Origin of the sequence: Shewanella sp. SM29, from assembly GCF_025654245.1 — a bacterium.
Taxonomy (GTDB): domain Bacteria; phylum Pseudomonadota; class Gammaproteobacteria; order Enterobacterales; family Shewanellaceae; genus Shewanella; species Shewanella oncorhynchi.
In genome coordinates, this window is the sequence record NZ_JAKKRN010000038.1 from 1 (window position 1) to 26967 (window position 26967).

At 45.2% G+C, this 26967-nt stretch carries 22 protein-coding genes; 13 read left to right on the forward strand and 9 right to left on the reverse strand.

Going from position 1 to position 26967, the window contains the following annotated elements; translation table 11 throughout:
- The 7 genes from L5L77_RS19505 to L5L77_RS19535 form a co-directional block, all read left to right on the forward strand.
- On the forward strand, window positions 1–239 hold a 239-nt coding region (locus tag L5L77_RS19505; RefSeq protein WP_263223349.1), incomplete at its 5' end, for an integrase core domain-containing protein.
- Between the two features lie 50 nt (window positions 240–289).
- The gene (locus L5L77_RS19510; protein ID WP_173248617.1) at window positions 290–1399 is read left to right on the forward strand and encodes an ExeA family protein; all 1110 of its coding nucleotides are present in this window, start codon (window positions 290–292) and stop codon (window positions 1397–1399) included.
- Between the two features lie 3 nt (window positions 1400–1402).
- Window positions 1403–1645, forward strand: a complete 243-nt coding sequence (locus L5L77_RS19515; protein WP_173244341.1) for a hypothetical protein — start codon at window positions 1403–1405, stop codon at window positions 1643–1645.
- A 288-nt stretch (window positions 1646–1933) separates the two neighbouring features.
- Window positions 1934–4294, forward strand: coding sequence for an AAA family ATPase (locus tag L5L77_RS19520; protein ID WP_173244337.1), 2361 nt, complete (start codon window positions 1934–1936; stop codon window positions 4292–4294).
- A 160-nt stretch (window positions 4295–4454) separates the two neighbouring features.
- A complete protein-coding gene (locus L5L77_RS19525) occupies window positions 4455–4820 on the forward strand; it encodes a Mor transcription activator family protein (protein WP_173244334.1) in 366 nt (121 codons plus the stop codon).
- A 31-nt stretch (window positions 4821–4851) separates the two neighbouring features.
- Window positions 4852–5772, forward strand: coding sequence for a Mu-like prophage major head subunit gpT family protein (locus tag L5L77_RS19530; RefSeq protein WP_263223350.1), 921 nt, complete (start codon window positions 4852–4854; stop codon window positions 5770–5772).
- 40 nt (window positions 5773–5812) lie between these two features.
- On the forward strand, window positions 5813–6364 hold the full coding sequence (locus L5L77_RS19535) for a hypothetical protein (RefSeq protein WP_263223351.1): 552 nt from the start codon (window positions 5813–5815) through the stop codon (window positions 6362–6364).
- Window positions 6365–6473: 109 nt separating this feature from the next.
- On the opposite strand, the gene L5L77_RS19540 is transcribed toward L5L77_RS19535, so the two are convergent.
- From L5L77_RS19540 to L5L77_RS19585, 9 genes are all read right to left on the reverse strand, one after another.
- The gene (locus L5L77_RS19540; RefSeq protein WP_263223352.1) at window positions 6474–7655 is read right to left on the reverse strand and encodes a DUF2971 domain-containing protein; all 1182 of its coding nucleotides are present in this window, start codon (window positions 7653–7655) and stop codon (window positions 6474–6476) included.
- A 484-nt stretch (window positions 7656–8139) separates the two neighbouring features.
- A complete protein-coding gene (locus tag L5L77_RS19545; RefSeq protein WP_106650068.1) occupies window positions 8140–8664 on the reverse strand; it encodes a lipocalin family protein in 525 nt (174 codons plus the stop codon).
- A gap of 119 nt (window positions 8665–8783) precedes the next feature.
- Window positions 8784–9662: a DMT family transporter gene (locus L5L77_RS19550; protein WP_263184642.1), complete on the reverse strand. Its 879-nt coding sequence runs from the start codon at window positions 9660–9662 to the stop codon at window positions 8784–8786.
- Window positions 9663–9760: 98 nt separating this feature from the next.
- Window positions 9761–12355, reverse strand: a complete 2595-nt coding sequence (locus tag L5L77_RS19555) for an FAD-binding protein (protein WP_263223353.1) — start codon at window positions 12353–12355, stop codon at window positions 9761–9763.
- A gap of 147 nt (window positions 12356–12502) precedes the next feature.
- Entirely contained in the window at window positions 12503–13531 is a 1029-nt protein-coding gene (locus L5L77_RS19560; protein ID WP_006085288.1) for a diguanylate cyclase, read from the reverse strand.
- 583 nt (window positions 13532–14114) lie between these two features.
- The gene (locus tag L5L77_RS19570; RefSeq protein WP_219250208.1) at window positions 14115–14492 is read right to left on the reverse strand and encodes a DP-EP family protein; all 378 of its coding nucleotides are present in this window, start codon (window positions 14490–14492) and stop codon (window positions 14115–14117) included.
- A 20-nt stretch (window positions 14493–14512) separates the two neighbouring features.
- Window positions 14513–17740 carry a winged helix-turn-helix domain-containing protein gene (locus L5L77_RS19575; protein WP_263184637.1) on the reverse strand — a complete coding sequence of 1076 codons (3228 nt, stop codon included), beginning with the start codon at window positions 17738–17740 and terminating at the stop codon, window positions 14513–14515.
- Window positions 17741–18173: 433 nt separating this feature from the next.
- Window positions 18174–19502 carry a DUF4785 domain-containing protein gene (locus L5L77_RS19580; RefSeq protein WP_263184634.1) on the reverse strand — a complete coding sequence of 443 codons (1329 nt, stop codon included), beginning with the start codon at window positions 19500–19502 and terminating at the stop codon, window positions 18174–18176.
- An 11-nt stretch (window positions 19503–19513) separates the two neighbouring features.
- Window positions 19514–20371, reverse strand: coding sequence for a hypothetical protein (locus L5L77_RS19585; protein WP_028760548.1), 858 nt, complete (start codon window positions 20369–20371; stop codon window positions 19514–19516).
- Between the two features lie 788 nt (window positions 20372–21159).
- Here L5L77_RS19585 and L5L77_RS19590 point away from each other — a divergent pair.
- From L5L77_RS19590 to L5L77_RS19615, 6 genes are all read left to right on the forward strand, one after another.
- The gene (locus tag L5L77_RS19590; RefSeq protein WP_113938914.1) at window positions 21160–21507 is read left to right on the forward strand and encodes a hypothetical protein; all 348 of its coding nucleotides are present in this window, start codon (window positions 21160–21162) and stop codon (window positions 21505–21507) included.
- Between the two features lie 185 nt (window positions 21508–21692).
- Complete coding sequence (locus tag L5L77_RS19595; protein ID WP_263184632.1) at window positions 21693–22394, forward strand: TetR/AcrR family transcriptional regulator; 702 nt, start codon at window positions 21693–21695, stop codon at window positions 22392–22394.
- 23 nt (window positions 22395–22417) lie between these two features.
- Entirely contained in the window at window positions 22418–23404 is a 987-nt protein-coding gene (locus L5L77_RS19600) for an HlyD family secretion protein (RefSeq protein WP_411569139.1), read from the forward strand.
- A complete protein-coding gene (locus L5L77_RS19605; protein ID WP_198573575.1) occupies window positions 23401–24357 on the forward strand; it encodes an ATP-binding cassette domain-containing protein in 957 nt (318 codons plus the stop codon). The genes L5L77_RS19600 and L5L77_RS19605 overlap by 4 nt, the downstream gene beginning before the upstream one ends.
- Window positions 24347–25483: an ABC transporter permease gene (locus tag L5L77_RS19610; RefSeq protein WP_263184628.1), complete on the forward strand. Its 1137-nt coding sequence runs from the start codon at window positions 24347–24349 to the stop codon at window positions 25481–25483. The genes L5L77_RS19605 and L5L77_RS19610 overlap by 11 nt, the downstream gene beginning before the upstream one ends.
- Window positions 25484–25652: 169 nt before the next feature.
- On the forward strand, window positions 25653–26939 hold the full coding sequence (locus L5L77_RS19615; RefSeq protein WP_263184626.1) for an acetyl-CoA hydrolase/transferase family protein: 1287 nt from the start codon (window positions 25653–25655) through the stop codon (window positions 26937–26939).
- Window positions 26940–26967: the final 28 nt, after the last annotated feature.

A 26967-nucleotide genomic window follows, 5' to 3' on the forward strand; every position in this document is an offset into this window, starting at 1 on the left:
GTCGTCGCGGGAATTGTTGGGATAACGCACCAATGGAGCGTTTCTTTAGAAGTTTGAAATCTGAGTGGATCCCCGCCAGTGGTTATGGGAATTTTACAGAAGCAGATAAAGAGATCACAAATTACATCACTGGATATTACAGTGAGACCAGACCCCATCAATATAATGGTGGGTTAACGCCAAATGAGTCAGAACGTTTATATTGGAATGACTCTAAAATCGTGGCCAATTTTACTTGACCACTACAGTAAGCAAGTTGAGCAGTTCATAAATGACCTAGGAGGCGATGATGCTTGTGCTCAAACAGCGGCTTTATGAGGCGGGATATACCATAAGTGATCTTGCGACGAAGATGTCATTTCAATACCCTATAGTGCATAAAGCCTTGCAGCACGGCGTATTGCCCCAAAGGAAACAAGCACAATTTATGGATGAGGTTCACCACTTTTTACAACGCAAAGACATTGAAATAGAGGGTGTCTGGTCAGAGTCTGCCAACCCTGACCAGACGATACTCCAAACAAAACCACACGAAGACGAGTTAAATCTGGAGACAGTAATGCTAACACATGCCAGCTTAAAGCACTTTAAACTGTTTAAAAACCCATTCTTAAATGACATTCGTGAAGCTAAAGATGTGTTTTTAAGTGAAGATAGCCGCTACCTTCTCGCAGCGATGCGTGATGCCGCAAGGCACCAAGGGATCTTAGCCTTAGTCGGTGATTCTGGTGCGGGTAAAAGCGTACTGCGTAAGCAGCTGCTAGAAGATCTAGCTCAAGATGGTGATGTTTCAGTTATTCAGCCCCGCATTATTGATAAAACTGTCGCCACGGCGGCCATGCTCTGTGATGCCATTATCGAAGATATCAGTGAAGAGAAGCCAAGACGCTCAATGGAAGCCAAGGCCCGTCAAGTTGAAAATCTGCTTCGAGTTGCTTCTAAAGGCGGTCAGCGTCACGTGTTAATCATTGAAGAAGCCCACGATCTCAGTATTCCTGTTTTAAAGTATTTGAAACGCTTTTGGGAATTAGAAGATGGCTTTTCCAAACTGCTGGGCATTGTGCTCATCGGTCAAACCGAGTTAGCCATCAAGCTTAACGAACGCAAGAACTACCAGCTAAGGGAGTTCATACGCCGTTGTATGGTTGAGCATGTACCAAATTTAGACGGTGAAATTGGTGCTTACATTACTCACAAGTTTGAACGGGCTGGCGGGCAAATAAGCAAGATCATGACTGAGGATTGCTACGCTGCAATTAAAAATCGTCTCACTACTAAAGAGACTGGCTTTAGTATGGTGTACCCGCAGATCGTTAATAACCTCGTATCTAGAGCCATGAACTTAGCCCAAGAGCTAGGGGAACCCGTTGTTACCGCAGAATTGATTAAGGAGTGCTAACCGATGAATCAACCGTTACTCGATGCGATTAACCAACATCAAAACCTACTGTTCATGGGCTGTGGCGGGACGGATGATATTGAAACAGGGATTGAACTGCTTGAGCTATTGTCGTCACTCATTGATGAAACCAAAGATTTACACGCTATCTCACCTAAGCACATCGTTAGACAACTCAACTGCATTCAAATGCTGTTATCCGTTGGCTTAACCCAAGTTCGCGCCCTCCAAACCGCCCAACAGTAAAAACGCCCTGAGCGCCATTTTAAGTAGTCTTAGCCTCGACTGCTTATCATGGCGCACTTTTTTTTAGTTAAACGCTTTAAGAAAGATTTAAACGGGATTTAAACGCTATTGGACTTGATGTTGTCACGGTTGAAGCTATCAACATCCTGTAAGGCATTAGTCACTCGAGGTAAGCTAGCTTAATAATATGTAAAACAAACACTACCATTATCACATTTGTAATGTTATCGCATTGTAAAGCCTGCTTGGGTGAGATAGTTTACATTACGACAAATACGGAGGTGGTCAATGTTAAAAAGAATAAAACTGATTCAAGGTATCGGTAATTACACACAAATGCGAGCAAGTGGCATTGAGTTAACTGAGGTAACTGTAATTTATGGTGAGAATCGATATGGAAAAAGTACTCTATGTGATGTATTGCACTCTTTAGCTGTAGATGCACCAGAACTTATATTAAATCGTAAAACAATCCCCAACGACCCTACAAAACCGCAAAAAGTTGAGTTGCAATTTTCTACTGATGCCGGAAACGTAGTATCAACATTTGAAAACTCGCAGTGGCAAGTTAAAACTCCCGATAGCTCAAAACTTTATGTGTTTGATCATAGTTTTATTCACCGTAATGTTATTACCGGTCAAAAACAAGAGCGGCCAAATTCAGAGAATATGACGAGCTTCATACTTGGAGAAAGTAATACTGCACTATATGCAGCCCTTGCCGATGTTAATGTAAGTTTGAGAGACGAACGTCGTAATTTAACTAGTATAGAAGGCCAGCTAAACACACATGCGGTCGGTAATGTGGCTCAATATGCTATGACAGCATTACCCACTCAAACGACAGAACAACTTGAAGCAAACATTGGCGCTTTTGAGACAGCAAAACAACAGATTGGTACATTAATACGAAACATCGACAACATTAAACGCCGAAACACTTTATCAGCAGTAGGAACTCAAGTTCAATTTGCCACTGTAATAGACAGAATCAATACTATATTGATATCTAGCCTTCAAAATGTGCATCAAGGAACGCTAGATGTGTTGCAAAGCCACATGGTTAACCATGTCAACAACTCAATTACATTCAAAGGGTGGGCAGCTCAAGGGCTCACACAAGTAAAAGATGACTGTCCTTTCTGTGGGCAAGAGTTAAATGAGAATGCTAGAGGCTTAATAACAGCTTATCAACAAGCGTTTAATGTTGAATTTGATAGATTTAACTCTCAAAAAAGAGAGGAACTTAACACTCTACGTCAGCCATTTTATATTCCAAACACACGCGAGCAGTTAATTCAACAGCATCAAGCTAACCGTCAGATATTTGATATGTACATAGAGCCTCAGATAACTGGCAATCCAGCATTAACAACTTTCAGTTCTTCATTACAGCAAAAGCATGAAGCTATTTTAGAGATGTTTGATTCTGTTATGACGCAAAGCCGATCGGCGACTGAATCATGGCTTCCTAGTTTAGAACGAAAACTTGCCACACCGTACGAACAGGCTGACACATTAAGCTTCGAGGCTCTGAATACGATAGCGACAGGTTATAATCAAGCAATCTATGAATATTGGGTTGTTGCGGAACAAATAAATGCAATATTCAATGAGTATAAAAATTCACTTGATATAGTTCAGCTAAACACACAGCTAGCAGACCTCACTACGCAGCAAGCTCAAGCACAAGAGTTATTAAAAAGAGTTCGCCTTGAACCACTGTGTGTATCTTATCAACAAAAACAAGGTCAGATTTCAACCTTGGATATTGCATATAGGACGCAGAAAGAGCAACTAGATAATTCTCAAAGTGCTTATTTAAACACTTACTTTGATCAAATAAACCGTCTATTTCGTCACTTAGGTTCTGATAACTTTGAAATTATCAAAGTCCCTAATAATAGAGGGCAACAGATTATTTATGACTTAAAGGTAAAATTTAAACGTGAAGATATTCCTGCGGATAAAATTAACACCGTTTTTAGCGAATCAGACCGTAGAGCACTAGCATTATGTATCTTCCTAGCTAAAGTAATGTCTCTAACTCCAGAAGAAAAAGCTAAAGCTATTTTAGTTATGGATGATCCTGTGACAAGCTTTGACAATGAAAGAATAGCGTTAATTCTAAATAAATTAGATGAGCTTCAGCGAACTGTTAAGCAGTTAATTATTACAACGCACTACAAAGGAATGGCAGCTAAAGCAGTTAAAAAATTTAGGCGTTGTGCTAAATCATTAAAGTTAGTACATGGTGTTGATACTTGTTCAATTGATGAGATCGATATTGATAAGATGATGGCTACGGAGCATGATATCGCCTTTGATAAGATTAAAGCATTTGTTCAAAGAGAAACACATGATGATGTCCTGACTAGTTTGCGGCCATTCTTCGAAGAAGAAATTCGACATAGATATAAAAAACAACTAGGGGATCTGGGAGTAACGAAAGCAGACCTATCAGTATGTACGCAAGCATTAAGAGATGCGGGTTTTATGTCAGTACAACTTGAAGCTAGGTTAAGTGCCATCAGAGATACACTGAATACACCAATGCATGAAATTGGTGGAGATGCACTTGAAAATACCAGAACCTTAGCAGCGGACATTCTGGACGTTATATATAATGGATTGAATGCAATAAGGTAATTTAAATATTGAATGTAGACCTCGAATTTAGGTTGAGGTCTACATTCCTATTTATAACTTAGAACAGAGCTATACATTTTCCTGAAACATTTCTCATCCTGAAATCCTTCCCGATATCATCTAATAAGGGCTAACAAACACCGCCTACTTGGAATGTGTGATGCCCTTAAATGATGAACAACTCGACCTCGACTCTCTTAGCACCCAGCAGTTAAATCAACTCAAGCGGAAATGGCCTAAAAACTTAGCCGAACTAGTGAGCATTGTTGATAACCGCTTAGCAAAAGAAAAGCTCGATAAGCCGCTATTGGCTGAAAAACTCATTACTGACATCTCAATTTACCTTGGTGGCCGTGACATCTATTTGCCTCGTGGCAGCTCACTATTGCGTTTCATCCGCAACCTTCGCATCTATCAAGCTTTTAATGGCCGTAACGCCGATGAACTTGCAAAGGAGCATGGGTTTAGCAGACGGCAAATAGACAACATTGTGGCGCAAATACGCCAACTTAATCGAACCCAATAGCGTCATATAAAGACAATCGGAGGATAAGAGCATGGCCGTTATTACTGCCCCAATTTTGCAAGCACTACGAACAAAAGTAGATGCAGCGTTTCAGCAAGGTTTGCTGCAATCAGAGCCTTTATATATGAAGGTGGCCACTGTTGTGACCAGCAATAGTCGCTTTAACACCTACGGATGGCTTGGTGCCATGCCAACTATGCGTGAATGGATTGGTGCACGTGTCATTCATTCCATTAAAGAGCATGGCTACACCATCACTAACCGTACCTTCGAGAATACCGTCGGTATAAGCCGTGATGATGTAGAGGATGACACCATTGGCACCTTCTTACCTATTGTAGAAATGTTCGCTCAAAATGCGCGTGAGTTTCCTGATGAATTGGTGTTCCAGTTGTTCACCTCAGGCTTTAACTCCGCATGTTATGACGGACAAAACTTTTTTGATTTAGCTCATCCGGTTAATGAAAAGCATGATGGCACTGGTGCTGTAACCTCTGTCGCCAACGTAGCAACAGATGCAAATTACTTTGGAGGTACGTGGTTTTTACTGGATACCACTAAGCCATTAAAACCCATGATTTACCAAGAACGCCGCGCCCTTGCGTTAAATACTTTGTTCAATCCAACAGATCCCGCTGCATGGACAAAGAATGAATATCAATTTGGCGCAGATATTCGTTGTGAAGCTGGATTTGGCTTTTGGCAACTTGCCTTTGCTAACCAACGAGAACTGACATACCAAACCCTTTGGGATAGCTATCAGAAAATGAAAGCATTCAAGTCTGATGGTGGCAAAAAGCTAAAGGTTAACCCCAATTTACTTGTAATACCGTCCAGCTTAGAACAAACAGCACTCAAGCTCCTTGAACGCCAGTTTATTGATGAAAATGGCGTAACAGTTGAGAACGAACTTAAAGGAAAGTTTGAGTTGCTCATAGTGCCTGAGCTGTAACGTCAAAAACCATAAATTTACTGATTTCTAGGAGCAAATGATGCCAATCCAAGATGCTATCACCGCTTACAAGCAAGCTATCGCGAACTTTGAGCAAAAAAATCAGGAAGCAGCAGATCTACGTAATACACGTTTGCCTGAATTAACAAGCCGTCTAAATGCTAATCGACTCAGTATGGACAGTGCACAGTCAGCAATGCGAAATGCGATTAGCGACGCTGATTACGATACGGCCAAGCAGACCTTCCTACAAGCAGAAGTGACATACGCCGATTGCGCTCAATTAATTACGAACGTCGAAGCCAAAATCAAATCTTGGGGTGAATTTGGTTTAAAGGAACATCAAACCAGAATTACTGAGCTAGGTCGCACCATGTGGCAACTTAAGCAAGCTGAAGTGATGGCCGCATTACCTGCTGAACTTCCTACAGACCTACGCATTGGCCTTCAAAAGCTAATGACCATTAATAGTATGCAAGGTGGTGTTGGTGATGGGTATTACGGTAGCCGTATAAACAAGATTTACGGGCAAGTTGAGCCTGAAGAGTTAACAGCAACAAGAAGCGCATTATTGGCTGAAATGGGACTTTAAAGAGTTGAGGGAATTGGTAGGTAATGTTTGCAGCTTAATCCTCCGTACGAGCTGCACTCGTTACCTACCTTTTTAATATTCGAATATAAAAGACGATTTCTTAATTAATTTATATGACGTTAACTGGTGTGCATCCTCCATTAGCATCGAATCTCAGAGCATAACCATCTTCCCATTGTTTCAGCCATATCTTGCTATCTTCAGCAGTAAGTTGGATTTTAAAATTACAGTCAAAAATCTCTTCTGGAGTCACATCAATCTCTCTATTGAAAGACCTTCTGGCTTGGAAAAATACAAATGGAAAAACATGTCCCGAACCATTTTGTGGCAGAAAGCTCTCTTTCTTATATTTAATTATCTCCTTAACTCTCATTTTATGACTATCTGACATTTTACTACCAAAAACAACTCCAACTAATTGAGAAAAATCATAATGTAATAGTCGTTGTAAGGGAGACAGACGCTCAGAAGAAAGTGATCCACCATTAAGGATAAGACGATATTCTTGCTCATATTCCCAACTGCGATGCTTTGAACATAAAAAACTGTCCGACTTATCCCAATGATTTTTTATTTCATTCAAGTCGACGCATGTTAGGTTACTTACCAATTTTCGGGGAAGTAGCCAGCATGCATTATGAAAGTCAATATTTTCAGAATAATTAACTTTTGAGAATGGTATAGAGCTAGGCACTGATATTCTGTACGTTTCAGTGATCCCTACTGAGTTTATACAATTGGAAGGGTCTTGCTTTAATGCTCCATCAATGGTTCTGAATATAAGGCTATAACCGAAGTGCTGTGCTCCATAATGTCCCCACATAAGATGGTCATTACTTTTAGAAGAGAATGAGACAAAATAACCTAGTTTAGGACTTGAATAAGATAAATAACGTTGAACTTCCTCAGCAAAAAAAGTCACATTTTTTGGCATTGTATCTTGATTTTCAGGTTCAGAAACCACATCGCCAAAGATGCTAATTAATCTACCAGCCATTATTTCTCCGTAAGTGATCGGAGTTCTTCTAGATAAAGCTGTTGCAAGTATCTCGATATGGTACTCATTTATTTCTGAATCACCCCAAGATACCTCCTTTATGTCATTATTTACCTGATTTAAGAGCCTCATCCATAGTTCTTTATCCGAAGGGAAATGGTAAAAGCTCTCCCCATCAAATGGATCATTCAACTCATCTTGAGAGGCAAAGTACAATTCATTATAGAGAAGTTCTTTAAAGGATAACTCAGTTGAAGACCTGTATCGGTATAAGAGCATAAAAGTAAAAGTCATTGATGATTAATTACTTACATCCTATCAATAGATTTGAGTAATCTGCAAGATTAAAGAATGAATGCTCGAATGAGACTGAATAAGCTATCACGAAATTTGTGACATTTTTCAGTTGGCCACTCAGTGAAACTGACTTTCTGGGAAGATCACTTTATTTGAAAAAGTACGGCAATTATCATGCGACTGATCGGCGTGTAACTAACTTCAAGTGAGAGACGATAGCGGAGGGAGTCGAACCCACATACACAGCGCATGGCGCAGTCTGCTTTACCAGTTAAGAGTACACTGACATCTCTCAAGACCGAATATAACAGCATCGAGTGAGTAACAACTAGATCCAACGGAGTTAAACTATTGGAAAGCGTTTCAAATTAGACCTAATTATGGGTTGAATGTGAAATAGTCGAAAATTGAATTATCGTGAAAAATCGCGGCAATTATCGCGCTACAGATCAACTCGATTTTAGCGCATTGGCGGCACTCGTTAGGGCGCTGACTCTTGCTGCACATAAATCAAATTGTCGGTATCAAAGCCGCGTGCTTTAGACATTTCAACAAACTTTTGCAGCACCTCGGGTGGCACAGTCGGGGTTTTAGCCAATAGCCACAAATAACCCGTGTCGGGTCCCGATATAAAAGCGTATTGATAGTTTTCATGATCTAATTCGAAGACCACATACGATCCATAAAATGGCCCAAAGAAGGAGACTTTTAAATAGCCTTCTGAGTCCCCATTCACAAAATAGGCTTTTCCTTCGGCTTCTTTCCATTCGTTTTTAGCCGCTGAAAATCCACGGTTAATGACCCTAACACCACCATCCTCTTTCAGGCTGTATTCTGCGCTAACTTGGCTTAACCCTCTTTCGAATGAATGATCTAATCGTGCAATCTCGTACCATTTACCTAAGTATTTATTCAGCTCAAAATCATTCACGGGTTGAACAAGTTTAGGCATGCCTAAGCAACCGCTGAGCAAAAATATACTGATGACTAACAGTAGCTTTCTCAATTTGACCTCCTGATCTTAAGTCTTAGTCGCACGTCTTAAGTGCAATGTTCAATCAATCCTCTATCGAGCTTACACTATTTTCTTCACATTATTTCAGCTACTTGGCAAAGTGTTGTTGGTTAGCCGCTCGTAATCAATACTTTGCGCTGACTGATAAAGCCTTGGCTAATGCCGGCCAGAAGAATTAAGCCGACACCGCTTAATTGCATTGGACTCAAGGTTTCACCAAATATCCACCATGCTAGCGTCACTACGATAACAGGTTCCACATAGGCGAGGGTGCCAAAAGTGACAGCAGGCAATTGGCGTAGGGCTTTTACCGCCAGCAAAATGGCTAAAAATCCGGGGAAGAATCCAATCGCAATTAACCAACCCATTTGTGGCAAACTTGGCGTCAGCGGTGCATTTATCACTAAGGGCAGTAGGCATAAAGCGCCGACACTAAGCTGCACTAAAGTGCTCTGGTAGGGCGAACTCAGACTCGGTTTTCGGTTGATTAACATAAAACCGCAGTAGGTTAATAAAGCGAGTAGGGCATAAAAATAGCCTAATAATTCAGTGTGATTGCTCGCTCGCTGCGGCCCTGTTGGGATCATTAACATAAAACCCATTAGTGCGACGACCACGCTTGCCATGCTTAAGCGGGTGAGTTTCTCGGCAAAGAAATGATGGGCGAAAATAGCCGACACCACAGGGGCTAAGTAAATAATCATGATCACATTGGCCATTTGGGTGTACTGAATGGCTTCAATGTAAAACGCCATAAAACCCGCGAGCATAATGCCATTCACTAAGGTACGTTTACTGGGTCTATGGCGAATTTGATGGCCTTTACCTGTAAGCAGCATATAAGCCAATAGAAATAGGGCACCGAGCAGTAAGCGGTAGAAGGTAATGTGTTCGGCGGGCAGGGCGGCAAAGCGCGCTAATACACCGATTGTGCCCATAAGAATGGCCGCCAATAGGGCAAAAATGATAGCTAAAGCTGAGCTTGGCATAGGCAACCTGTAACTGAAGAATTTAAGGGCGACACCGTCCTGTGGACGGCGTCGATTTTGCCTTAAAAACTCACCCTAGGCTATGCCGATGTATTAACTTAGATAATGCTTTTACGTGAGCGGAAATGGTTAAAGCTATCTTGGCTGTAGGCCGCCTTAATCCGTTTTAACGCGGCGTAGTTATGGTCGAAGTACACATCAGTGGGGATGGCCTTATCTTTGAAACTGATAAAAGCGCCCGAGGTGTTGGGGATGTCATAGTTTCGGCTGGCATCAATCCAATCGAGTGCACGATTGATGCGGGTAAACACTTGGCTATCCTGCAATTGTTGTTTCTCTTGCAGGGCGTTATTCCACCAAGTTTGATATTGAATCGTGTATTGTCTGTCCTTGTAGGGGAAGGCGCTGCGACTCTTTTGCTCTTCGCCCATAGTGCGATAATAATCACCAGTTATAGCGCCAAGGGTAACATAGGTAAATAGCCCCAATTGGCGATTACCTTCAAGCACATAGCGAGAGGTTAAGCTTTCAAGCAGTGGCTTATAACCGTCCCTGAGCCCCGTTTGATTCACTAAGCGCGAGGTGACTTTATGGGGCGCGGGTTCATCCACATCGGTTGGATTAGGTGAGCGGTTTATGCCTTGTAAGTCAGCTTGCAGATGATGAAAAGATTCCCTTTCCCAACTGGGCATAAGGTTTTCACCGTAGGCTTTGGTGAGTCCGCCCATACCCTCAATGCGAATATCATTGGGGACTAGGCCAAATTCATTAAATTGTGTCTGGATAAAGTGGTTTAGGCTGGCGGAATTGCCCTCCCAAAAACCATACATCAAGCAGTTATGCTTAATCGACTCAGTGTCTATGTGTGGTGTTTTGTGTTGTTCTACGGGTAAATGTTTGGCATTAATCTTGAGATTAGTGCCAATCAAACAGCCAGTGCTGTCGGCATTTATGATGGCTTCCCAGCGCTGTAAAATGTCTTTAGTTGGGGTGTGCTCAATAAGTTCATGGGTTTGTTTATCGTAGCAATTCCATTCTAATTCAAACTTGATAAGGCAAGGCGGTAGTGGAAAGGTTTGCACAAAAAAGCGGGTCACTATGCCGTAACTTAATCCGCCGCCACCCTTGAGCGCCCAGAGTAACTCTGGTTTATTGGCAACCGAGACGACTTGGGTTTCACCAATGCCGAGGACAATTTCTGCCTGTAATAGGGATTCGCAGCACATGCCGTATTTGCGGGTCCAAGGTCCTGAGCCGCCGCCCATAATAAATCCCGCTAAGGCAACGTTGCCACTGGTGCCATGGGGGATCATCACGCCTTTTTTCGCAAGGGCAGTGGTGAGATTGATAAATCGATTGCCTGGGCCAATGGCCGCAATACCTGTGATGGGATCTAAAGTGAGGCTATCCATTTTCAGCAGATCCAACACTATGGTATTGGTTTCAGTGCTTTCACCTTCGTGATCATTTCCACCCGAGCGCACACTGATCGGCAAGTTATAATCGATGGCTGCTTTATAGGCGATTTTGACTTCTTCAGTGGAAGTGCATTTGATGATCGCCAGTGGTTTTTTTTGTAACCTGCGGTTGAACAACTGGCAAGCTTGTTGGTAGGCAATCATTTGCTTACCCGTGCTGACTGAGAATTGCTGTTCACTATAATAATGGCCAGCGGTAATAATATTGTCGGCAGGAATGTGTGCGCGAACTTCATTGATGAAATTAACAAAGTTTTTGGCTTGAGTGATCACTAAGTTTTCACTGATCCGCACTTCTGCACTTAATTCTTCTTCGGTCGATTGCATAATCAAACAATCCCGTTCGAGTTCATTCGCGACGGTCACTTTAATATTCGAACGATAGGCCGTCAGCGATTTAAATACTTCGATATTGAGGGTGATATCCGCTTGATTGCTCGCCGCGTAATTAACGACATAATTAAAATTAGGCCAAGTGTTATAGTCACACTCAATAATATAGGCCCGGCGTTCGTGGGGCGGAATAATCTTAGGCAGTTGTTGATTATAGGCGTTGCTATCCGCGGTGGTTTTTATGAATTGATATTCAGTATCATTAAATATGACCAGCAGCACTTTTTGTCTTTGAAGTGGGATAACGTTTTCATCACGAAAATTATATACATCTTGATGCTGGTAAATGTAAAGGTTATTTTCGGTAATCGATTTTTGTTGCGCCGGATTACGATAATAGTCGACGATTTCGGTTCGGGTTAATAATCGATTAAGTAAAGTGATGCCAAATATTTCACCATCGAAATGAGTGTCGCGGTGATTGGGTAATGACACGTTTTCAATTAAAAACTCATTGTCAGCAACCAGTGACAGGTTATTGAGTTGTGTATGGGTAATTTCACCATCCACATAACAATTGATTTCATGGTATTCATGGCAGATAGACAATAAGTGCCACTGGCCGTCATTGAGTCCACCTAAGGTTGAAATTGCCTCAACCCGCAGCAAGGTGGTATTAATCACGCATTCAATATGCCCCAGTGAATTAATGTCCACCGCGAAATAGGTATCTTCTCGATCGGTTTTATAATGGAACACACGCCCACCCGCGCTGGTTTTAACCCAACACTGGTAAGTAAATATGGCAAGGGGTGACGTGCTCACGGGTAAGCTTTTTTCAATCACTGCCCGTATATTTCTTGATGCCTCAAGCTTATTCATATTCGTGCGTCCTTTCGTGTGCTTTGCGTGTTTTACCTCAGTGCGCTAAAGCGCAACTGGGGTAATTCATCCCGTGGTTAATCCATCGCGGGTAACTAAGTCGCGGGTAACTATGTTTTGGGTAAATCAGTCGCTAATTAATGGGGATTAAAGCGACGTATTGATCCTGTCACGGCCATCGGCTTTAGCGCGATACAATGCGGTATCGGCGGCGCACAGCATGGCGAGTGAGGTACGGAATTGGCCATTGATTTCACTCGCAATCCCTTGGCTCGCGCTCACAGAGACATAGTCGCGCAGCCCTTGCTCAGTAAAGCGCAGGTCATTAATCCCTTGCTGCACTTTTTGGGCAATCGTCAGTGCCATTTTGGCATTGTGGCTTGGTAGTATTAGCGCGAATTCTTCGCCGCCGTAACGCGCTGCCAGACCAATGTCTATTGGCACTATGTCAGCAATCACTTTGGCAATCTTACGTAGACATTCGTCGCCTTGGATATGGCCGAATTGGTCGTTGAACACTTTGAAATAATCCACATCGATAATCACCACGCTGATAGGGCGCAGCTTACCCGTGCATTCTTCCCAATAGTGATGCAGCATTTCGTCGAAGTATCGGCGGTTCGCCAGCCCAGTCAGTGAATCCGTGGCGGCCAATTTACGTAGCTTTTGATTCTCCGCTTTGTGCTGCGTTAAATCGTGCATCATCATCACGAACAGAGGTTCATGGCTGGGGATGTAGGAAATGGAGAGTTCGACATCTTTTGCTTTGCCTGAGGCGGTAATGAGGGTGATTTCTTCGGCGCAGTGCTGCACTGGAATGCCGCAGTTTTTGCCTAATTTAATATCATTGCTCAGCAGATTGTCGTAGCGAGCTTGATGGTGCTCGGTCAAAAAGTTGCGCCAATCTTGTCCCTTCAAACTGGCCTGCGGGCATGTCAGTAAGTCAGCACCTTTGCTATTGCTAAAGTAAATGTAACCTTGGGCATTGACGATAATCACCGGCTCGGTCAGATGCTGAATAAACTGTTGAATCGTTTCAATCGAGGCATGCTCGAAGAAGGTTAACGGCAATGCGGGCTCGACCAAGCCTTGCTGCGCAGTACACTGTAAGCCATTGTCTTCACCCACAAGTGATAATGGATGTTGTGAGCGAGTCAGTTTAGGTGAGCTTGTCATTGTTATCATTCTCCGTGAACCTAATGTCATCTGCGCTAAGCGCTTTTCTGATGATGACTTTATTCTTCGCAAAGAAAAGATACCTTCTGCTTACCTTCCGATTTAATCTATTGTTTATAAAGGTTTTAAATTTAATCTTCTCACGGTAAATTCTCAGGCTTAGCTGAAACGTGCGAGGTTTTGGGGCATGGCTAAGTTAAAAAAGTGGCACCCATGAGTGGATTTTTGGGTATTAAGCGTCAAGCGCAAAGGATTTTAGTGTCTAAAGATGGTGGATAATGCTTTGATTTTATCGACAATCCAGTCATGTCTATGCTCATAACTGCGGCCTGTGAGTTTATCCTCACCGCACAGAAAAGCCCTTCTGACACAGCGATTTATCACATGATAGAAGGGCGTTGTATTAGCATCGATAAGCATTCTTCTGGCCGGGGTCATCATCTGCTCCAAACAGACGCAATCAAGATAATGTAAAGGCTAGTATAAGAGGGGACAAAGCACAAAAAGACATGGCTGTCCCCGCTTTTCCCCTTTTCTTCGGGTGTAGAAACTGCCCAGCCCGATTAAAGGTTGGGCATTTCGATTAGTTTTGAGGACGATTGATAATTTCTGGATCAGGACTTAATATCAGTAAGGTATTAGTAGTATTGCTCAATACAAATTGGAACTTAGTAGTTCCCGACGTTCTATCTAGATCGACGAGTTGTACTAACATACCATCGCTGCTGATGGTTACCGCATCGACAATGTCATCGAATGGGGTAACAAAGCCGACCCCAACAAATTTTAAACCTTTTCCTGTTTGATCATTTAGCAAGTAGGTAACAGTACCAGCTTGGGTGATAGTCACATCCCCTTGGCATTGTTCACCATTAGCATCTGTATAAATAAATACAGGTTCGCCATTTTCTAGATTAACATTGACTTTAATAAATTGAGCCGAGCCTTGTGGTGCGAACATATTAACTTCCTTTCTTTTGGTTAAAATTTGGTATTGGTTATATGAGATTTTAATAGTAAATGTTTAAGATTGTCATCGCTTATAATTTCGCCAAGGCAGTCAAGGGCTTTAACATAATGAATGGTGAAATTTGGTGATTTATCTTTTTCTACTATAGGTAATAGTAAATATTTTGAAGTGTTGCATAATTCATGCTTGGCTTTATAATTTTTGACCGTTTTAGCTTCAAATAGAATACTTTCCGATAAGTTTGAAATGAAGTTAATATTTTGATTGAATTTTTTTGATAACTTAAGAAATTCATTTTTTGCTAGCACAGCATATTCTATACTTTTATCAAACTTACCTTGTCGTTGTAAGTGTTGTGCTGATGCAAGAAAATAGCTTGCATACACTTCGTCTCTCTTCGATGAAGAATTCAAATCAATATCTGAATCTAGTAAAGATTTTAATCTTGTAATCTCATTAGAATCAGTGCGTGCAAATGCTAGAAGATTGAAGTGTAAATAGTAATTTTGTCTTGTCCAAATATCGTTTTTAGGATCTTGTTCTAGCGCTTTTGATATTGCTTCCAAACCAAGTCGGGTTTGTCTTAGGGCTTGTTCTGGTAGATCTTGATAATCGTATAACTTAGCAAGAATTTGATGGCTGGCTGCTAGTCTATCTAATATATATGGCTGTTTAATGTTATTGCTTAGTTCTTGTTGGAGTTGAGTGTGGATCTGTATGGCTGAAAGTACATCACCTTGTGACACTGCCGCACTCGCTAACCAAGAACGTGCATTGGCCACATCCGCAATTAGCTGACTATCCTCAGGCGCTTTTGCCAAGGCGAGCAATTTAAGCCTTAGCGACTCTTCAAAATCTTGTTGTGCTTTGGCAAATTCCTGTTGCTTCATCGAAACTGAGCCCAAAGTGTTATGGGCGTAAGAAAGTTCCATGAGCGCATCTTTATCTTCGGGCGCAAGGGCGTACATAGTTTGGCTATAGGCTAAGTACTGCTCGAAGAAGGGGCGCGATGCCGCCCAATCACTCACATTATACTTAAGCTGTCCTAACCAAAAGGCATTGGCACCTAAGGTTTTCAGTAGGGCTAAGTTTTCCGGCTGCAATTCGAGCAGTGGCAGCATTTTTTCCTGTGCCGCGAGTAATGCGCTGCGAGCTTCATCGATTTTATTGCGCGAATAGGCCACTTCACCCATGGCCTCTAAGGTTTGGCCGTGTTGGAAGCGGGCATCGAAGCTTAAGTGTGCATCATCCTCTTTATTGGAAAAATCAGTGAAATATTCCAGTGCCTTATTGCTGATCCCGTCGAGTAAGTCCATACGGCCGATGCCGCGCATCTTGTCGGCGAAGTCACCCACCATAAAGCCGAGCAAATCTTCGGCGGCAAGGCGTTTTTGCAGGGCAAGTTTTTCGGCTTCTATGCTGCGCACGCTCATAATGACGGAGGTTAAGGTGAGGACGCACAGTAGGGCGACGGTTAGGCGCCTCGTCCAGCGCAGCATATTGGCGCGTTTGCTGGAGGCTGCGATAAAGGCGGTTTCGGGATCGTCTAAATCGAATAACGGATTTTGGCTGAGGCTTTGGGCCTCTTTTAACGGCTTGCCTTCGGCGAGCAGATAAGCGCTGTGTTTGGCTTCGCTGAGCCAACGCTTAGATAAATGCTGTAGGCGACTCTTAATACTCAAACTGTCGCTATGTTCGCTAATCCAAGCCGTCGCCCGCGGCCAACGGCGTAAAAGTGCTTCGTGGGCGATGCTAAAACAGGGTTCTCCATTTTGCAGATGTGACACGAATAAGCGGCTATCGACCATGGCTTGCACTAGGGCGGTTTCGGCCGTGCTTTGCAGTTGTGACCAGCGAGCGGTGCGGCTGGTGATGGACTTTTCATCTTCGCGCAGGGTGACTAATAGGGATAAAATCCGCGGCAGACTGGCTTTTTCGGCATCACTTAAGTGTGAAATCGCCTGCTCGGCATTTTTGCCAATCGCCCCTTCAATACCGCCAAGTGCATGATAAACAGAGACTAACAACTTATCGTCGGCGCTGCGTTGTAAATACAAGGCCTGCAGAGTGTATTGCAACATGGGCAACGCATCTGGGTTACTGGCGGCATCGCTGCAGAGCATTTCATCGAGCGGCATCGCGGTGTCGCTGTCAACTTCCCAGCTTAAGTTGGCAGCCACTGCGGGCAGGCGGATCATTTGTAATAGCTCAGTGCGTGTTGGCGGTGCTAAGTCAAAGTGGGCGCCGCGGGCTTTACCCGCCATTAAGCTTGGGTAATTGACCAATAAAGGATAAAAATCGTTGCGACAGGCACTGATGATAATCACGGCTTTTGAGGTGGCGAGTTGTTCCAATAATTCTATGAACTGAGTTCGTTCGGTATCGCTAAATAGCGGTGATGAGAGCAACACTTCTAATCGGTCGATAAACAAGGCAAAAAACGGATTAGAAAAGGGTTTAGCCTTGAGCGCTTGGGTGCACTGGTCGATTACGCTTTGGATATCTTCGATGAGTTGAATCGCCAGAGTCTCAGCGCTCATGCCTTCGAATACTGGGATGTCGTTGATTTCCCAGTCGAGCATAGCACTGGCAAGATCGGTGAGTAGTTGTCCTTTACTCACATCGGCAAAATCTAAGCTGCTGAATGACGCGACACCAATGCCGTTATAGCCGTCGCCCTTCATTAAATTGGGCACAACACCCGCATTAATCAGGGAAGATTTACCGCTGCCACTTGGACCTAAGATCAGGCAGAAGGCACGGCCAAACAGGATTTGTTGACTTATCCGGTTAAGCAAAGTGCTGATTTGTTCACTGCGGCCAAAAAACACCTCGGCATAGTTAGCGCTATAGGCTTGCAGCCCCGGAAAGGGCGAGCCGCCTTGCCAACTCTGTGGGCTGGCGGTGGCTTGGTGTCCGATAGGAAAACGCACTTCGGCTAAGGTGCGATAGCCGCGTTTGCGTATGGTTTCTATATAGGTGGGTTCTGTGGCGCTGTCGCCTAATGCTCGACGTAACTGATTGATAATCTTGTGTAGTGGATTGTCGCCGGTATCTACACCTGGCCAGCAGTGGCTGACTATTTCATCACTGCTGACGACTTCGCCCGCCCGTTGACAGAGAAATAGCAGCACATCCATCGCCTTGGGCTCAAGTTGTTTGACTTGTTTGCCAAGGAGCAGACTATTGGCGCTGGGATTGATTTGCCATTCACCAAAGAAAAATGTGCTGTCACTCATAACGATGTCCATTTATTGAGTATTGACCATGGCACGGTAAAAAATTGCGCTGTGAGTCACTCTTATTGTTATACGTATTGTTATAAAGATCCGTGTGCTTGTCATTCAAAGGTTGGGCGTCAAGACCTTGACATTATGCCGTTGATGATTGTTATTTAAAAGGAATAACCCTTGATGATCAATGTAAATTTTATCAGGGTGAGGTGTGGTAAATAGTCTTTAGCTTGTCATTTTTCTGTCAACAGTTTGTGCTTTGCACTAGATGTTAAATAAGGTGATGGCTTTTAGGTGTAAATCACAAAAATAAACAATAAAAAAGTGCCCGTGATTGGGCACTTTGTATTAGAGAGGAACTTAAGGCTAACAAGCCTGACTTATCAGCACCTTAAGCTAAGTATCTTAACGTTATCCCCTTAACATTGGTCCCTTTGAATTAGCGCGTTAAGGTTAGTGCCTTGGCTTGATAGCTTAATCTGGCCATTTGACCTTGATCTTGCAGTTCTAACTCATTGAGTTCGAAGGGCGGCTGTAAACCCGAGGCTTGGATGAGCTTAGGATCTAACATCAGCTTTAACTTCGGCGACTCTGGGGTCAGCCAATTGGCCGCTTGGGTGCGTAGAATCGCCACCTTTTGACCTTCGGCATTGGTGCCCGTTAACGTGCCACTTAAGCCAAAACGTCCCGCCTCGGCGACAGTTAACTCAAAGTTGATTTGGTTAGGCAAGCCTTTATCCCAAACCGTGAGCACTTCGGGCTTGATGCTCGCCGAATTGACAAAAGACTTAAAAACAGATTTGACCGTGCGCTGCACAGGACGGCCATCGACTTGGGTTTGCACTGTGATTTCAATTTCACTGAAACCTGCATTGCTGCTCGAAAGTGCCACGCCTGCGGGGATCACCGCTTGCCATGTCTCCCCTTGTTTTACCATCGCCAGCGGTTGCATATTGCCATCGGCTTGCTTGAGTGTTGCCTGTGGCAGAAAGGTGTTATCACTTTGGCTGAGTGCGAGTTCAAGCCCAAGGGTTTGCGCATCCGCCGCGATGGCTATGGGGGCTTTGACGCTCAGTTGATAGGGCGAGCCTTTTTCCTTCACATTGACTAAGTAGCTGGCGCTCGGTGTTAACGGCTGGCTGACCTGCAGGCGATATTCGCCCGGTGTGGCCTTCGCCGACATTTGCAGAGCACTGGAATCATCGGTTAACCCTGCGCTAGCCAAAGCATCGGCGTTGACCATCGATTTGACCAGTGACTCATTGGTGTTTATCCCACTGCTGTTGGCTGCTTTGCCTTGGGGTGACTGATTAGGGGTAACGCGCTGAATTTGTACGCGCTCAGGGGCAATAGCCTCTGCATGCATTAAGGCGCCAGAGCGGGTATCGCCCCGAGGTGCAATGCGCACTAAGCTAGACGCTTGGCTCATGGTGAGGCCCACGCCCGCATTAAGCTGTGCGCCTGTTACATTGACCCAATACTCGTCACTTTGGTTGGCTTGCTCCAGCTTAAGCATACTCGCTTGATACTCACCGTACAGCGGGGTGATAAAGCTAATGTAATCCGTACTGGTGTTGATGGGCGTGAGTGTTGGGCTGGCAATATTGCTATCGACGAGATCAGTATCGCTCGGCGCGGCTAAGGTTAACCCTTTGGCGTACATTGGGCTGGCATTGGTTTTGGGCTCTATGGGTGTGGCTTCATCTTGGCAGGCTGCAAGCAGTCCGCTTAGCGCCAAGACACTGGCAAGTTTGCTGAGTGTGTGCATCTTAGTGCTCCTTAAATGTGGTTGCGGATCAGCGTGTCTAAATTGAAACACGTACGACGACTCTGCTGATGGCTTAAGGGCTCTTGGCCACGGGTCTTTTGTTTATCAGTAAACCAGACAGTGCCAGCCGCCTTTTGTGAGCTGCAATTTAAGAAGCCGTCGGAGCAGCTATCGAGCCAGTTTTGGGTGGTTTCGAGCGCGACTTGGTATTGATAACCCGCGCAGTAACTGTCGCTGTCCCAAATGGCGGAATCAACATCTGAGCCCACCACGACTTCGAAGGGTTTACCCAGCGATGGGCGACCCGCTGTGCCATTAAGCCAAGCGTTGTTGTAGTTTGCCATCCAACCGACTTGCTGTTGTTTCACCGCATTGCTGCCATAGCCTAAGAGCCAGCCTAAGCTGGTTTCGAACACATTACCTTGGTTCACCGCATCGGCCAGCGGCGTACCAGCACTGGAAGGCGCGATGGCGATAACCTTTGAGGTGGCGTTGATCACTGCAGGATAACGGCTATCCCACGTAGGGTTAGATAAAATCCACCGCACTACGTTGCCACCATTGGAGTGGGTCAGCAGAATTAAGTCGTCGATATTTTTGGCTTGGATAAAGCTATTGAGCTGCGTGGCCAGACAACCTGCGGCGCTTTCTTCCCACATATATTGGTCAAAGTCGCAGTTGATCACTGTGTAATTGTTTGGCACTGGGATGCCTTGGCGCACTGAGTTAACAAATTCGGGCGTCCAGTAATCGGCTAAGGCATTGGTCTGGTGACCCGTACCATGGATAAAGGCGACTCCGGTTGCGGCTAACGTTACTGGGCTGACAGCGAACAGACCCAAGAGCATGAGGGCTTTTTTGATCTTCATGGCTATATCTCGTGTTGTTGGTCTTGTTGATTGTGGCCGCCAGTCCGTTGCGACAGTTTAGGGCAAGTCAGTTAATGCAGGATTTGCCGTAAATAAGCTTGAAATCGGCTGGCATGGCTCGGTTTATAGGCGCTTAAGCGCGGGTTACTCACTTTGGGTAAAACATGACTTAAGGCCTGAATACGACGGGATAGCGTGAATGCGCTAGTTTAGGTTGGCATCAAATGTGATTGCCGTAACTTAGCCATTATCAACAGGACTTAACTCAAGCTTATTAACCTAGACGCAACATTTTAAGCTGGCAAGTAAAACAATCATTATAAAATGCAATCGCTGGGTCGCATTTTGAACGGTTCGTTTTAATGTCAAACTAAAGGCTGATAACCTGATGATAAGCAATGCCTAATAAACTAAATTGAGTTTTATCGTGTTTGAAATATCGATTTGCTTACACAAAAGAATTTTCTGTTACACCCACTTAGCGTTTGAATTAATCGGTTTATCGTTCTGTATATAAAGGTTTTTTGTGATAAATAATTCAAACTCGTCCATTTACTCTGGGATATGGGTATCACTTTAGTGCATTTAAAGACTAAACCGATTAGGCTGAGCTGAGGTAAAGTGGGATAAACGAGATAAGAACCAACATTGCCGAGATGACATTCTTCTTATCTTAATCAGTCATCTGAGCCATGGATTGACTGAGAGTAGAAAAAGTAGCGCGATATGGGCAGGTTTAAATAGACAACAAACACGGGAGAATAAGTTTGGCGATAGAACATAATAAGATGGTGAGCTGCTTAAGTGGACTGCAATGTCGCACTAACTTCACCATAAAAAACATTACAGAATACATGCTCCCAGAAACCAAAGAGGCTTTCTATTTACACCTCGACGGTAAATCACCAAACTTGATTATTCGCCCTGCATTCGAAGTCTTTTCCGGCGAACTTGCCACTATTGCAGGCGTGCATGCCAAATACGACTATTTCCACAATGCCGAGATGACACGTTTCCCCAAACGTTTGCATAAGAGTTTGACCGAAACCCACTATGGCCTTGCCTTTAGTTTTGACACAGTTGAAGCCGTACAGCAATTCATTACCCGTTTGAGTGCGATAGTGAAAGGCGCATAAGCTTTTACTGTATAAATCTTTAATAGAAGACCGCTTAATTTTTCGATTGAACGGTATCTAAATTTTAACCATGCAGTCCTAGGGTTAAATTCCTCAATATCAATGAAAATGAGGAATTTAACTGCTGCCTTTTTACGCGGCTTTTCAGTATATTCATCAATAGATGAATTTTGCTGGAGCTTGCCATGTCGCTTATTCCCGGTCGCCCAAAGGGGGTTGTGCCATTTACCGCCCAACCTGAATCACAGCCGCAGACTCCTGGTCGTCCGAAAGGGGATTCCGATGCCCGCCAACGCTTAATTATCGCAGCCCTAAGTCTCTTCAGTCATCGCAGTTATCCCAGCGTTTCTACCCGTGAAATTGCCCGCGAAGCCGAGGTTGATGCCGCACTTATTCGTTATTATTTTGGTTCAAAAGCGGGCCTGTTCGAACAAATGGTGCGGGAAACCCTTGAACCCGTATTAGCGCGTTTTCGCGAAATATCCGCTGCGGATGCCCCAAATAACTTGGGTGAACTTATGCAGACATATTATCGCGTTATGGCACCTAACCTGGGATTGCCACGGTTGATTATACGGGTGCTACAGGAAGGCGATGGCTCAGAACCTTATCGCATTATGTTGTCTGTTTTTGAGCAAATTTTATCCCTCTCGCGGCAATGGCTCGAATCCACATTAGTCAATGCAGGGCTATTGAAGGAGGGATTAGATCCCGATTTAGTACGCCTCAGTTTCGTGAGTCTGATGGTTTTTCCGCTTATTGCGCCCCCGGTGTTAATGCGTCAGTTCGGCTTTTTTAGTGCCGATGCTGATGGTTTACAGCGTCTAGCGCTGCACAATATGCAGGTTTTTACCCAAGGTGTACTGCGTGAACCGAGGAAGTCGTAATGAGAGTGAATTTTAAAATTCTGATGCACGTGAGTGTGGGTTGTGTGATCTTGCTATTAGTCGGCTGCACTGAAGCGCCGCCCAGAGTGCTTGGCACTGTCGAGCGGGACAGGCTGACACTTACCGCGCCCGTAGGTGAGTTGATTACTCAAGTGAATGTGGTTGAAGGTCAACAGGTTAAGGCGGGCGAGGTGTTAATTCAGCTTGATACAACCTCAGCCAATGCGCGCCTCGCCCTGCGCCAAGCCGAGCTTGAACAGGCTAAAGCTAAACTTTCTGAGGCGGTCACAGGTGCGCGTTTAGAGGATATAGAACGCGCCAAGGCCGTGCTCGACGGGGCAAATGCCAGCGTGAAAGAGGCTCAGCGAGCTTTTGAACGAACAAACCGTTTATTTGCCACTAAAGTACTTAGCCAAGCGGATTTAGATACGGCCCGTGCGGCGCGGGATACCAGTTTCGCTAAACAAGCTGAGGCGCAGCAAAGCCTGCGATTGCTAGAAAATGGCACCCGTAGTGAGCAGCTTGAACAAGCTAAAGCCGCGGTGGCTGCAGCTCGCGCCAGTGTAGCCATCGAACAAAAAGCCTTAGCAGACTTGAGCTTAGTAGCGGCGCGTGATGCCGTTGTCGATACGTTGCCTTGGCGAGTCGGCGATCGCATTGCCGCAGGCACTCAGTTGATTGGTTTGCTGGCGAGCGATAATCCCTATGTGCGGGTTTACCTGCCCGCGACTTGGTTAGACAGAGTGAAGGCGGGCGATAGCGTCAATATTCTTGTGGATGGCCGCGAGATACCGATTGCTGGCACTGTGCGAAATATTCGCAGTCAACCTGCTTACACGCCATTTTATGCGCTAAATGAACGTGATCGAGCGCGGCTGATGTATTTGACCGATATCACCATTTCCGCCACAGATCAGGACCTACCTACTGGCATGGCATTAGAAGTTGAACTCGATGTGCTGCAACTCGATGTGCTGCAAGGAGTGCAGCAAAAAGTGGAGCAGCCATGAAAAGCGCTGATTTTGCTATCGAGACCCAAGGGATGACCCGCGCCTTTGGTGGTGTTAATGCGGTGGAAAACCTCGACCTCGCCATTCCCAAGGGCACAATTTATGGGTTTCTCGGCCCCAATGGCTGCGGAAAATCGACTTCAATTCGTATGTTGACTGGGTTACTGAGTCCCACATCGGGGAATATCCGCGTATTGGGTGAAACCTTACCCGGCGCCGAGGAAAAACTGCGTCGCCGCATTGGCTATATGACGCAAAAATTCTCCCTGTACGACAATCTTTCGGTGCGGGAAAACTTAGAGTTTGTCGCGCAAATTTATGGCCTTAACCGCCGAGCATCAAAGCTGCGAATAGCCGAGTTAGTCACGCTATACGATTTAGTCGGCCGCGAGAAACAAATGGCGGGCTCCATGAGTGGCGGCCAGAAACAGCGTTTGGCCTTAGCGGCAGCGACCTTACATCACCCCGAATTATTGTTTCTCGATGAGCCGACATCGGCGGTCGATCCTGAAAATCGACGCGAGTTTTGGGAGCGCTTATTCGATCTCTGTGCCCAAGGCACTACGATACTTGTGTCGACTCACTATATGGATGAGGCCGAGCGTTGCCATGGTCTTGCGATTTTAGAGCGCGGGATAAAACGCGCCGACGGTTCACCCCAGCAGCTGATGGCGGCTATGGGGGCTCGGGTGGTTGAGATCTCAGGGGACGACTTACGCACTTTAAAACAATCACTGATCAGCGAGTCTGCGGTATTGTCGGCGGCGCAAATCGGCAGTCGTTTGCGGGTGTTAGTGCGCAGCGATATTGAAAATCCGCTCGCTTGGCTTAAACCTAGGGTTGCCAGCCGGACGATGGAAGAAGTGCGCGCTAGCTTAGAAGATGTGTTTGTCACTTGTACTGGCGAGCGCTTGGCTGGGGTTTCCAAGGGAGAGACTGACCATGTGGCGTAGGATTTTTGCGATTGTGGTCAAAGAGCTGCGGCAGTTGTCGCGGGATCGCATGACCTTTGGCATGATAGTCATGATCCCGCTGGTGCAACTGATGTTGTTTGGTTATGCCATCAATACCGATGCTCGCCATCTGCCTGCTGGGTTAGTTAATTTGAGTGATTCTGCCTACAGTCGCGCACTGGTTAAGGCGGTGGAAGCAACGCAGGTCGTAGATTTTAAACAGCGTTATTTTAGTGCCGCCGAGGCTGAGGCGGCGATCACTCGCGGCGAAGTCAAAGCTGTGCTGTATTTGCCCGCCGATCTTGATGAGCGCTTAGTGCGTCACCCAAGCTTTGTGGGTCAGCAATATTTAGCGCAGTCCTATATCGCACAACCCGCTGGCCAATGGCTAGTGGATGGTTCAGATACGGTTGTCGCTTCAACTATTCGTAGCCTAAGGCAAATGCCACTGGATGAAGTCGCAGGAAGAGCACTAAAAACGGCGATGCCGAGTTTTGAAGTGGTGCAATATTTCAACCCAGAACAACGTTCTGTGGTCAACATAGTACCCGGCCTGTTGGGAGTGATTTTGACTATGACCATGGTGATGTTTACTTCCGCCGCCATAGTGCGTGAGCGCGAGCAGGGCAATATGGAGTTTTTGATCACTACGCCTGTGCGGCCACTGGAGTTGATGCTGGGTAAAATCGTGCCCTATGTGATGGTTGGCTTTGTGCAAGTGACCATTATCCTGAGCGCAGGGCATCTGTTGTTCGATGTGCCCATTCGCGGCGGGCTTGATTCTATCGCCCTTGCTGCTATGTTGTTCATTTGCGCCAGTTTAACCTTAGGATTAGTGATTTCGACCATAGCTAAAACTCAGTTGCAATCGATGCAGATGACGGTATTTATCCTGCTGCCATCGATTCTCTTGTCGGGATTTATGTTCCCCTACGAAGCCATGCCTATCGCGGCGCAATGGATTGCCGAAGCTTTACCCGCAACCCATTTTATGCGCATGTCACGGGCCATAGTGCTGCGCGATGCCCAAGTGATGGATCTGCAATTTGATGCCCTGTGGATGATAGGTTTTACTTGTATTGGGTTATTGATTGCCAGTATGAGATTTTCGAAGCGCTTGGATTAACCCTGTACTGAGTTTCATCATCAAGGGCAAAGCGCCGAGTTTTGATATAGCGCAAATTATCAGTAAACAGTCGCGCTAAGCCATTGAAATCGAGGTTGCTTAATTAGGATATCCCTTACACTGCCGCTAGGGCGATTGCCGCCATCATGCTTAGCGAAGGGAATTCATTATGCCTCCAATCATTTGTCATAGCGCGCTCGATGCGGTTGCTTTAATTCAAAGCGGCGAGACGCTGTGGACTCATTCCATGGGCGCCACTCCGCGCATTTTATTAGATGCGTTGGCGCAGCATGCACTCATCAAAGAAAATCTCACCCTGTTACAGTTACATACTGAAGGCGCCGAATCCTTAAGCCATCCCAGTTTACAGGGGCATTTACGCCATCGATGTTTTTTCGGTGGGCTGCCAACGCGGGCATTACTGCAAAGTGGTGACGCGGATTATGTGCCGATTTTCCTGTCTGAAGTGCCTAAGTTATTTCGTTCCGGCGAGCAAAAAATTGATACCGCAATTATCCAAGTGTCGCCACCCGATAAGCATGGCATGTGTTCCTTAGGGATCTCGGTTGAAGCAACGCTCGCAGCTTGCCAAGTCGCGGGTAAGATCATTGCTCATATTAATCCACAAATGCCGCGCACCCATGGCGACAGCTTTATCCATATCGACCGTTTTGCCGCTGTGTATGAGCAGAGCGCGGCGTTGCCCATTCATTCCTTCGCGACGGGGGATGCGGTGAGTTTGGCGATCGGTAAAAATGTTGCCCAACTGGTGCGTAATGGCGATTGTTTGCAAATGGGTATAGGTGCGATCCCCGATGCCGTGTTGTCTTGCTTAACCGAACATAAAGACTTAGGCGTCCACACTGAGCTATTTTCTGACGGTATATTGCAACTGGTTGAAAAGGGCGTGATTAACAACAGCAAGAAGCGTTTTTATCCGGGAAAACTCGTCACAGGTTTCGCCCTGGGTAGCCAGAAATTATACGACTATGTTGATGATAATCCTGCGGTTATCTTTATGGACATAGAGCAAGTTAACGACACGGCCATTATCCGTAAAAATCCTAATGTGATGGCGATTAACTCGGCGTTGCAGGTCGACCTTTCAGGGCAAGTGTGCGCCGATTCCATTGGCACTAAAATCTATTCCGGTGTCGGCGGCCAGATGGATTTCATCCGCGGAGCAGGGTTATCTGAAGGTGGTCGTTCTGTGATTGCGCTGCCCAGCACTGCCGCGGGGGGAACGCTTTCTCGTATTGCAAGCGTGTTATCACCTGGCGCAGGGGTTGTCACCACTCGGGCCCATGTGCATTACATTGTGACCGAATACGGCGCCGCTAATCTACGCGGCCGTTCACTGCGCGAACGGGCACAAGCGCTGATCGCCATCGCTCACCCAGATTTTAGGGAACAATTAAGTCGTGATGCCTTTGATGTGTGGGGATTAAATCTATAGCATTGTAAATCTTGGTGTTATGGCTTGC